Consider the following 8,563-nt stretch of genomic DNA (forward strand, 5'->3'; position numbering starts at 1 on the left):
TCACCACCGGCGCCATCAAGAACTCGTTCGGCGGGCTCCTCAAGGAAGTGCGGCACTACGCACACGAGTTCATCCACGAGGTGATGGTCGACCTCATGTTCATGCAGCGCGAGCTGCACCCCCACGTCCTGGCCGTGATGGACGGCACGGTCATGGGGGACGGCGCCGGGCCGCGCACGCTGGTGCCGCGCGTCGGCAACCTGATCCTGGCTTCGGCGGACCAGGTGGCCATCGACGCCATCGCCGCCCGGATCATGGGCTTCGATCCGCTGGCCATCCCGTATCTCCGGATGTGCCACGAGCGCGGTCTCGGCGTCGCCGACCCGCGCCAGATCGAGATCGTGGGCGACGCCGCGGCGGCGGAGGTGAGCCTGGGGTTCCGGACGCGGCGCAGCCTCGTGATCTGGGGCGACCAGCTCATCCGCCGAGGGCCGCTGCGTCCTCTCAAGCGGCTGCTCCTGCACTCGCCGCTCGTCGTCTGGGCGCCGTTTGCGTCGAACGTCTATCACGACCTCCTCTGGTATCCGACGGTCGGGCGGCGGCGCATCCGGGCGTTCGCCGCCACGCCCTGGGGGCGTCTGTTCGAGTCGTACTGAGCGCGCGCGCCGCGCGGTAGAATGACGCTGTTGTGACGACGAGGCCCGCCTCCTCCATCCGTGTCCGTTTCGCGCCCAGCCCCACCGGGCATCTGCACGTGGGCGGCGCCCGCACGGCGCTCTTCAACTGGCTCTATGCCCGCCACCACGGCGGCGTCTTCATCCTGCGCATCGAGGACACCGACCGCTCCCGGTCGACCGAGGACAACATCGCGGCCATCCTCGAGGCCTTCCAGTGGCTGGGGCTTCCCTGGGACGAGGGCCCGCCGACGCCCGGCTACCGGCAGACCGAGCGGATGGATCTCTACCGCGAGCACGCCCAGCGGCTGGTCGCCGCGGGACGCGCCTACTACTGCGACTGCCCCCCCGAGACGCTCGAGCGGGAGCGGCGGGCGGCCCAGCAGCGCGGGGAGACCTTCCGCTACTCCGGGCGCTGCCGGGACCGCGGCCTCCGGGCCGGCGCGCTGCGGCTCCGCATGCCCGACGAGGGCGCCACCGTCGTGAACGACCTGATCCACGGGCCCGTCACCTTCGAGCACCGGCAGCTCGACGACTGGATCCTCGTCCGCACGGACGGCACGCCCACGTACAACTTCGGCAACGTCGTCGACGACGTCACGATGCGCATCACCCACGTCATCCGGGGCAACGACCACCTGTCGAACACCCCCAAGCAGCTCCTCTGCTACGAGGCGCTCGGCTACCCGGCGGCCGAGTTCGCCCACGTCTCCATGATCCTGGGTCCGGATCGCAGCCGGCTCAGCAAGCGCCACGGTGCCACCTCGGTGCAGGCCTACCGGGACGCCGGCATCCCGGCCGACGCCATGGTCAACTACCTGGCCCGGCTGGGCTGGTCGCACGGCGATCAGGAGCTCTTCTCGCGCGCCGAGCTGATCGAGCTGTTCGACATCAAGGACGTCACGGCCTCCGCCGCCATCTTCGACCGTACCAAGCTGGAGTGGCTCTCGCAGGAGCACATGAAGCGGATGGACGGCGCCCGGCTGGCCGAGCTGGCGCAGCCGTTCCTGGCGAAGGCCGGGCTCGAGGTCCGGCGCGAGCCCGCCTGGCTGGCGCGGGTGGTCGACACGCTGAAGGAGCGGGCGAAGACGCTGGTGGAGCTGGTCGAGGTCGGACGGTTCTACTTCGAGCGGCCCCGGGAGTACGAGGAGAAGGCGGCGCAGAAGTTCTTCACCCCGGAGGGCGCCCGGCGGCTGGACGTGCTCATCGAGCGCCTGGGATCGCTGGCCGACTTCACGCCGGAGTCGCTGGAGCGCGCCTACCGCGAGCTGACGGAGGCGCTCGGGCTCAAGCTGGTGGACCTGGCGCAGCTCTCGCGGCTCGCGGTCACCGGCCGGACGGCCTCGCCGCCGATCTTCGAGGTGCTGGCGCTCCTCGGGCGCGAGGAGACGCTGGCCCGCCTGCGGGCGGCGCGCGCGGTCATCGGAAGTTCGCGATGAGGCTGCTGCTGGCGCGCCACGGCCAGTCCGTGTGGAACGAGGTGCGCCGCTTCCAGGGCGCCATGGACGTCGCGCTCTCCGATGGGGGCCGCGCGCAGGCGCGCGCTCTCGGCAGCGCGCTGCGTGGCTTCCGGCCGGCGGTGGCCTACGTGAGCCCGATGGAGCGGGCCCGGGAGACGGCCGAGATCGCGCTGGCCGGCATGGACGTCCCCATCGTGTCCCTCCCGGAATTGCGGGAGCTGTCGCTGGGGGACTGGGAGGGGTGCACGCACGAGGAGATCCGCCAGCGCGACGGCGATCCCTACCGCGCCTGGGTGCGCGCGCCGCTGGACTGCCCGCCGCCCGGCGCCGAGCCGCTCCCGGACGTCCACCGCCGCGTGCTGCTGGCCATCGACCGCATCGCCGCCACCCACCGTGACGGCGAGGACGTGCTCGTCGTGGCCCACGGCGGCGTGATCAGCGTCTATGCCTGCCACCTGCTGGGCTGCTCGTTCAACGCGCTCTGGCGTCTGCGGGTGGACAACGCCTCGCTCACGGTCGTGGAGCCGCCCCGGATCGTCACGCTGAACGACACGCGTCATCTTTCCTCGGAGGGGGGCTTATCGTCGGAGGGGGCCTCGACGGCCCCCTCCGAAGCCTCCCCCAGGGAGGATTGCGCCGGCGGAGCCGGCGCTCGAAGCGTGGGACCAGACCCGCTATGACGGTGTTGCTGGCGCTGTTCGGAGGGATGGCCCTGCTGCTGTACGGCATCCGCCTGAGCGGCGACGGCCTGCAGCGCGCCGCCGGCGGTCGCCTGCGTCACCTCCTCACGGGGCTGGCCAAGAACCGCCCGCTGGCGGTCGTCTCGGGCGCCACCGTGACCGCCATCATCCAGTCGTCCGCGGCCACCACCCTCATGCTGATCGGCTTCGTGTCGGCGGGGCTCATGACCTTCCGCCAAACGCTGGGAGTGATCCTCGGCGCCGATATCGGCACGACCTTCACCGTCCAGCTCATCGCGTTCAAGATCACCGACTACTCGCTGCTCCTGGTGGGACTGGGCTTTGCGACCACCGCCATGGCCAAGCGGCGCGCCCTAAAGGACGTGGGACAGGCGCTCCTGGGCTTCGGCCTCATGTTCCTCGGCCTCAAGCTCATCCTTGACGGCGTCGAGCCCCTCAAGACGAACCCGCTGGCCACGCAGCTCCTGGCCGCCACAGCCGACAGCCCGGGTGTCGCGATGGTGGCGGCGGCGGCCTTCAGCGCGCTCGTGACCTCCTCCGCGGCCACGATCGGCCTGACCCTCGCGCTCGCGCAGCAGGGGCTGCTCAGCCTGGGCGGCGCGGTGGCCATCGTCCTGGGCGCGAATATCGGCACCTGCGCGACTGCGCTCATGGCTTCGGTGGGAACGACCGCCGAGGCCAAGCGGGTCGCCGTCGCCCACATCGCCTTCAAGATCCTGGGCGTGGCCCTGGTCTTTCCCTTCATCGGCCCGTTCACGGGACTGGTGGCCAGCACGGCGGCCGACCCCGCCCGGCAGGTCGCCAACGCCCACACCTTCTTCAACGTGGGCATCAGCCTCGCGTTCCTGCCGTTCGTGCCGCTGGCCGCCCGCGCGATCGAAGGCCTCGTCCCCGACGATCAGCCTGGCGACAACCCGTTCAAGACGCGTTACGTCGACGAGCGCGCCCTCGACCAGCCGTCCCTGGCGCTGGGACAGGCGACGCGGGAGGCGCTCAGGATCGCCGATGTCGCGCAGGGCATGCTGCGCGACGTCGTCCCCGTGTTCCGCAACGACGACCAGGAGCTGCTGGAAGACGTGGAGCGGCGCGACGACCAGGTGGACTTCCTCGAGCGCGAGATCAAGCTGTTCCTGGCCCGCCTGGGGCGGGAGGCGATGGGCGCGGATCTCTCGCACCGCGAGATCGGCCTGATCTCCTTCATCGGCAACCTCGAGAACATCGGCGATATCATCGACAAGAACCTGATGGAGCTGGCGCGCAAGAAGCTCTACCAGGGACGGCGGTTCTCGGAGCCGGGCTGGGCGGAGATCGTCGAGTTCCACGGCATGGTCTCCAAGAATCTGGAGACCGCCATCGCGGCCTTCGCCGCCAACGACCGGAGCCTGGCCCAGGCGGTGCTGGACCAGCGGCCCGTCATGCGGCAGCGCGAGCGCGAGCTGCGCGAATCGCACCTGGGACGGCTCCGGATGGGACTGGCCGAATCGCTGGAGACCTCGGAGATCCACCTGGACATCCTGACCAACCTCAAGCGTATTTCCTCGCACGTCTCGGCGCTGGTCTACCCGATTCTCGAGGAGGGGTAACGTGAAGAAGATCGAGGCCATCATCAAGCCGTTCAAGCTGGACGACGTCAAAGAGGCGCTGACGGAGATCGGCGTCATCGGGATGACCGTCACCGAGGTGCGCGGCTTCGGCCGCCAGAAGGGCCACACCGAGCTCTACCGCGGGTCGGAGTACACCGTGGACTTCCTGCCCAAGGTGAAGATCGAGGTCGTGGTCCCGGCGCCCCTGGTCGACAAGGTCGTCTCGACGATCGTGGGCGCGGCCAAGACGGGATCGATCGGCGACGGCAAGGTCTTCGTGCTGCCGATCGACGAGGCGATCCGCATCCGGACGGGCGAGACCGGAGAGTCGGCGGTCTGAGCCTCGAGTCTCGCCGAGCCGCGGCGCTCCTCGGAGCCGGCGGCCACGCCGCGGAGAATCTCGCCACGCTCAGGCGGCTGGGCTTCGCGGACCCGCGCACGGCGGTCGCCAACCTCGAGAGCCTCACCCCGACGCCGCGCGACGCGGAGCTGCTGGCCCCGGCGTTCGGGCGCCTGCTGGCCGAGTTGGCGGCGGCGCCCGATCCCGACATGGCGCTCAACAACCTCGAGCGCTACGCCGCCGTGGTCGATCGGGCCGTCCTGTTCCAGACGCTGGCGATCCATCCCGGTGCCAGTCCGCTGCTGGCGCGGCTCTTCGGGTCGAGCCAGTTCCTGGCCGACGCGCTGCGCCGCCGGCCCAACACGCTGGCCTGGCTCCTGGAGCCGCGGACCATGCGCCAGTGGCTGCCCGACGAGCTGGAAGCCGATCTGGCCCAGACGCTCCAGCCCTTCGCCGCGCGCGAGGCGCGCATGAACGCGCTCCGGCGCTTCAAGTACCGTCAGCTCGTGAGGATCGCCAGCCGCGACCTGCTGGGCGACGCCGACCTGACGGTCACGACCGAAGAGCTGTCGCGCCTGGCCGACGTCTGCCTGGCCGAAGCCTGGCGCTTCTGCGACGCCCACGTGCGAACCCAGCACGGGGCGCCGCGCGTTCCCGAGGGCGGCGAGACCGGCATGGCCGTCGTGGCCATGGGCAAGCTCGGGGGCGAGGAGCTGAACTACTCCTCCGACATCGACCTCATGTTCGTGTACGGCGGCGACGGCGAGACCGACGGCGGCCCGGCCGGCCGCCTGGCCAACGGCGACTACTTCGCGCGCCTGAGCCGCGATCTGGTCGCCGTTCTGGAATCCGTCACCGAGGAAGGCGCGGCCTTCCGCGTCGATCTGCGCCTCAGACCCGAAGGGCGGATGGGACCCGTGATCCTCTCCCTCGACCGCTATCGCGCCTACTACGCCGAGCGCGCCGAGCTGTGGGAGCGCCAGGCCCTGCTCAAGGCGCGGGTGGCCGCGGGCGACGAGCGGGTGGGCGCGCGCTTCATGGATCTCGCCCGTGAGGTCGTCTATCGCCCCGGTGTCGACGGGCACATCGTCGACGCCATCCGTGACATGAAGCGCGAGATCGATCGGGCGCTTCATGGCCGGCAGGGCGAGGAGACGCGGGACAACGTCAAGCTGGGCCGGGGCGGCATCCGCGAGATCGAGTTCCTGGTGCAGGCGCTCCAGCTCCTCTACGGCGGCGACGACCCCTGGCTACGCGAGCGCAACACGCTCAAGGCGCTCTTCCGGATGGCCGAGCGCGGCTACCTGGCGCCCGACCTCGTCGGCGCCCTCTCCGACGCCTACGTGCATCTGCGCACGGTGGAGCATCGGCTGCAGGTCCTGCACGAGTTCCAGATCCACACGCTGCCGACCGAGCCCGTGGCGCTCGGGCGTCTGGCCCGCCGCCTGGGCATCGCGGGCGCGCCCCGGGCGGCGGCCCGGGAGTTCGCGCGCCGCCACCGCGCGACCACGACCGTGGTGCATCGCGCGTTCCGGGAGTTCTTCGGCGAGCCCCACACGGCGCGGGCGCCCCGGGTCCGCCTGCCGAGCCTGCTGGCCCTCCAGGCCACGGGCTTCGCCGATCCCGAGCGCGCGCGCCACAATCTCCGCCTCATCGTGGAGGGCCGCCCCCTGGTGCCCTACGCCGGCGCGCTCCGCCGCGCGCTGGAGCGGCTGCTCCCGGCGCTCCTGGATGCGGTGTGGAAGAGCCCGAACCCCGACGAGGCCCTGAACCAGTTCGAGCGCTTCCTGGCCGCGGCGGGGCCGCGCGCCGCGCTGATCGAGCGGCTCGCCGCGGAGCCCGACGTACTCAACGGGCTCGCGCGGCTCTGCGCCCTCGGCGATCTCCTGACCCAGCTCCTCATCACCCAGCCCGAGCTGCTGACCACACTGGCCGACCAGCGCGCGCCCGGACGGCCCCAGTCGCGCCGCGCCTTCGCCGCCGCGCTGGCCCCGGTGTTCGCCCCAGCCCTGCCGGCGGCGGAGCGGCGCGACCGGTTGCGTCGCCTGAAGCAAGCCCAGGAGCTGGCGATCGTCTGGCGGTACCTCACCGGCGTCACGGAGATCGATGGCTACTCCCGTGAGATGACGGCGCTGGCCGAGGCGACGCTGGAGGCCGGTTGGCTGCTGGCGCTCGCCGGGCTCGTCGAGCGCCACGGCGTGCCGCGCGCGGCCGACGGGCGCTTCATTCCCGCCGTCATCGTCGCGCTCGGCAAGCTGGGGGGGCGCGAGCTGACGACGGGCTCCGACCTCGACGTCTTCGTCGTGTATGGGGCCACTGAAGCGTCGGCTCGGCCGTCGGACGGCCTCACCTCCTACTGCCACGAAGATGGCGAGACCGACGGCGCGACCCGCGTCGACGCCCACACCTTCTGGAGCGCAGCGGTCGAGCGCCTGGCCAGCGCGCTGGGCGACATCACGGCGGCCGGCGTGGCCTTCCCGGTCGACCTCCGGCTGCGCCCCGGGAGCAAGGGGAGCGGCTTCGCCTCGAGCCTGGCGGCGGCGGAACGCTATTACGCGGAGTACGGCGACCTCTGGGAGCGGCAGACACTCACGCGCGCCCGCCTCGTCCTCGGCGACCGCGCGCTGGCGCGCCGGGTGCGCGCCGTGCTGCGGCGCTACGTCTACGGCGCCCCCCTCGGTCCCAACGGCCTCAAGGAGATCGCCGAGGTGCGCGCGCGCATGGAGGTCGAGCTGGGCAAGGAGACGCCGGGCCGCTACCACGTCAAGCTCGGCCGCGGCGGCCTCGTGGACGTCGAGTTCCTGGTGCAGGCGCTGCAGCTCGTCCACGGCGGCAACCATCCGGACGCGCGCCGCGCCAACACCGTCGCCGGGCTCGCCGGCCTGGCGCGTTCCCGCGCGCTGGCGCCCGCCACCGCTGCCGCGCTCGCCGATCACTACCGGTTCCTGCGCCGGGTCTCGGCCGCGCTCCGCCTGCTCTCGGCGCGGCCACCCGACACGCTGGAGCTGGCCGGGCCCATGCCGGCCCGCGTCGCGGCTGCCCTCGGCCACCCGTCGCGCGCGGCGTTCCTGGAGGACTACCGGACGCGCACCGCCGCCGTGAGGGCGGCGTACACGGAGATCATGACGCGCGGGGGCGATGGGGTTGGCTGAGCGGGGCTGAGCAACCGGGAAGATCGGTAACAGAGTAAGCCTCGCTGCGCTCGCACGCCGGCCGCTGAGCGCCGTGAGGCGGGTCGCTGCTCCGGAGAGCTGATGACCGGCATGCGTGTGAATCCGGCCGAGTTCAGGAAGCTCGACCTGCGCTGCCACGCGCTTCTCAGCGATGTGCCCCTGCCCGACGTCTGGGCGATTCCACTCAATGGCGGCGGGCCCGGTCGCAGTATCCACGACGTGCGCGCGATCTTGTTTGGCGCCCAGCGTCCGTCTACCAACCTGACGGTTCGAGGACTGTTCGCGCTGCGGTCGGCCCTGGGCCGGGTGTTCCGGTGGGATGACGAGCGCCATGATCCGCTGGGCGTGGTTCCTTGTAACGACGGCTTTTTATGAGCTGAGGGGCAGGAAGAGGCGGTCGGGCACATCGTGATACCTTTTGCACGTGATACGGTGACACGACCGAGATGAGCCGTTTCTACATCGTCGATGGGCATTCGCACCTCTTCCGCGCCTACCACGCGGTGGGATACCTCTCCACCTCCAAGGGCGTGCCCAGCCACGCGGTGCTAATCCTCAGCACGATGCTGTGGAAGCTCATCCGCGAGGAGCGCCCGGACTATCTCGCCATCGCCTGGGACCCGCCGGGGCCGACCTTCCGCGACAAGCTCTACGAGGAGTACAAGGCGACGCGGACGGCCATGCCGGGCGAC

At 71.3% G+C, this 8,563-nt stretch carries 8 protein-coding genes; all 8 read left to right on the forward strand.

Translation table 11 applies throughout. The annotated features are described in order from the left end of the window. The coding region (locus VGV13_07560) for a DUF362 domain-containing protein (GenBank protein HEV8640937.1) at positions 1–596 on the forward strand (596 nt) is incomplete at its 5' end. A gap of 32 nt (positions 597–628) precedes the next feature. Further along, positions 629–2,053, forward strand: a complete 1,425-nt coding sequence (gene gltX / locus VGV13_07565) for a glutamate--tRNA ligase (protein ID HEV8640938.1) — start codon at positions 629–631, stop codon at positions 2,051–2,053. After that, complete coding sequence (locus tag VGV13_07570) at positions 2,050–2,754, forward strand: histidine phosphatase family protein (GenBank protein ID HEV8640939.1); 705 nt, start codon at positions 2,050–2,052, stop codon at positions 2,752–2,754. The genes gltX and VGV13_07570 overlap by 4 nt, the downstream gene beginning before the upstream one ends. Beyond that, positions 2,751–4,358: a Na/Pi cotransporter family protein gene (locus VGV13_07575; GenBank protein HEV8640940.1), complete on the forward strand. Its 1,608-nt coding sequence runs from the start codon at positions 2,751–2,753 to the stop codon at positions 4,356–4,358. Before VGV13_07570 ends, VGV13_07575 begins: the two co-directional genes overlap by 4 nt. A 1-nt stretch (position 4,359) precedes the next feature. Beyond that, the gene (locus VGV13_07580; protein HEV8640941.1) at positions 4,360–4,698 is read left to right on the forward strand and encodes a P-II family nitrogen regulator; all 339 of its coding nucleotides are present in this window, start codon (positions 4,360–4,362) and stop codon (positions 4,696–4,698) included. 209 nt (positions 4,699–4,907) lie between these two features. Further along, positions 4,908–7,850, forward strand: a complete 2,943-nt coding sequence (locus VGV13_07585) for a hypothetical protein (protein HEV8640942.1) — start codon at positions 4,908–4,910, stop codon at positions 7,848–7,850. Between the two features lie 102 nt (positions 7,851–7,952). Next, positions 7,953–8,246 carry a hypothetical protein gene (locus VGV13_07590; protein HEV8640943.1) on the forward strand — a complete coding sequence of 98 codons (294 nt, stop codon included), beginning with the start codon at positions 7,953–7,955 and terminating at the stop codon, positions 8,244–8,246. A 71-nt stretch (positions 8,247–8,317) separates the two neighbouring features. Continuing rightward, on the forward strand, positions 8,318–8,563 hold a 246-nt coding region (locus VGV13_07595), incomplete at its 3' end, for a hypothetical protein (GenBank protein HEV8640944.1).

The organism is Candidatus Methylomirabilota bacterium (assembly GCA_036001065.1).
Lineage (GTDB): Bacteria > Methylomirabilota > Methylomirabilia > Rokubacteriales > CSP1-6 > MNEF01.

What these genes read in the sequence shown, in the direction of transcription:
- VGV13_07570 (HEV8640939.1), top strand. Translation starts at nt 2,050, where the DNA reads ATGAGGCTGCTGCTGGCGCGCCACGGCCAGTCCGTGTGGAACGAGGTG.
- VGV13_07575 (HEV8640940.1), top strand. Translation starts at nt 2,751, where the DNA reads ATGACGGTGTTGCTGGCGCTGTTCGGAGGGATGGCCCTGCTGCTGTAC.
- VGV13_07585 (HEV8640942.1), top strand. Translation starts at nt 4,908, where the DNA reads ATGGCGCTCAACAACCTCGAGCGCTACGCCGCCGTGGTCGATCGGGCC.
- VGV13_07590 (HEV8640943.1), top strand. Translation starts at nt 7,953, where the DNA reads ATGACCGGCATGCGTGTGAATCCGGCCGAGTTCAGGAAGCTCGACCTG.